General features: G+C 51.3%; 1 protein-coding gene. It reads left to right on the top strand.

The window, feature by feature from the left end:
• Window positions 1-229: 229 nt before the first annotated feature.
• Window positions 230-622, top strand: a 393-nt coding sequence (locus AC2D8V_RS20240) for a hypothetical protein (protein ID WP_484735411.1), incomplete at its 3' end; no start/stop codon positions are given.

Below are 622 nucleotides of genomic sequence, written 5' to 3'. Positions count from 1 at the left end.
TGGGCTCGATGCGGTCATTCGACCGTTTTTCTCAGATGGCTGCTTTGTAGCGGTAAGCATCCGTTCGCCAAGGTACAAATCAAGCAAAACACCTCACAAAGCAGGTGTTCAGTATCTGATAAAAATGTTATAGTATAACACATAACGGCAACGGTGTGTGAAGCCATCAAAAAGACTTCAACAAAAGGCACCGGCCCACCCGACAAGGTCTCTTAAAAAGGATAGCTGCATGACAAAAATTGAAGAGGTCAAAGACAAACCAGCGAGATATGATCTGTTCGACTTTGAACGGAACGAAGGCGGTTTGCATGTTACGCAGCACGGCGAAGACGCTATGTACAAAATCTTCGGCAGTGAAAGCCCCGCCGTAAATGAGGCTCTTTTCCGTCAAGGCTATATGACGCTCTCGTCTTCGGAAGCAGATGATGGGACGGCAGACATGCGCGGATTCCTCCCTGCGATCGTTAGAGACATAGGCCCGCGAGACGGGATCGAGCGTATGCTAGCTGTCCAGATGGCAACAACCCATATCGCGCTAATGCGGCAGGGCGGGCGCATGGCCAATGCCGACCAACTCCCTCAATTCGAGGCGCATGAGCGAGCGTACAACAAACTGGCGCGC

This window comes from Roseobacter sp. YIN89, from assembly GCF_057219365.1.
This window is presented reverse-complemented; position numbering and strand designations above follow the sequence as displayed.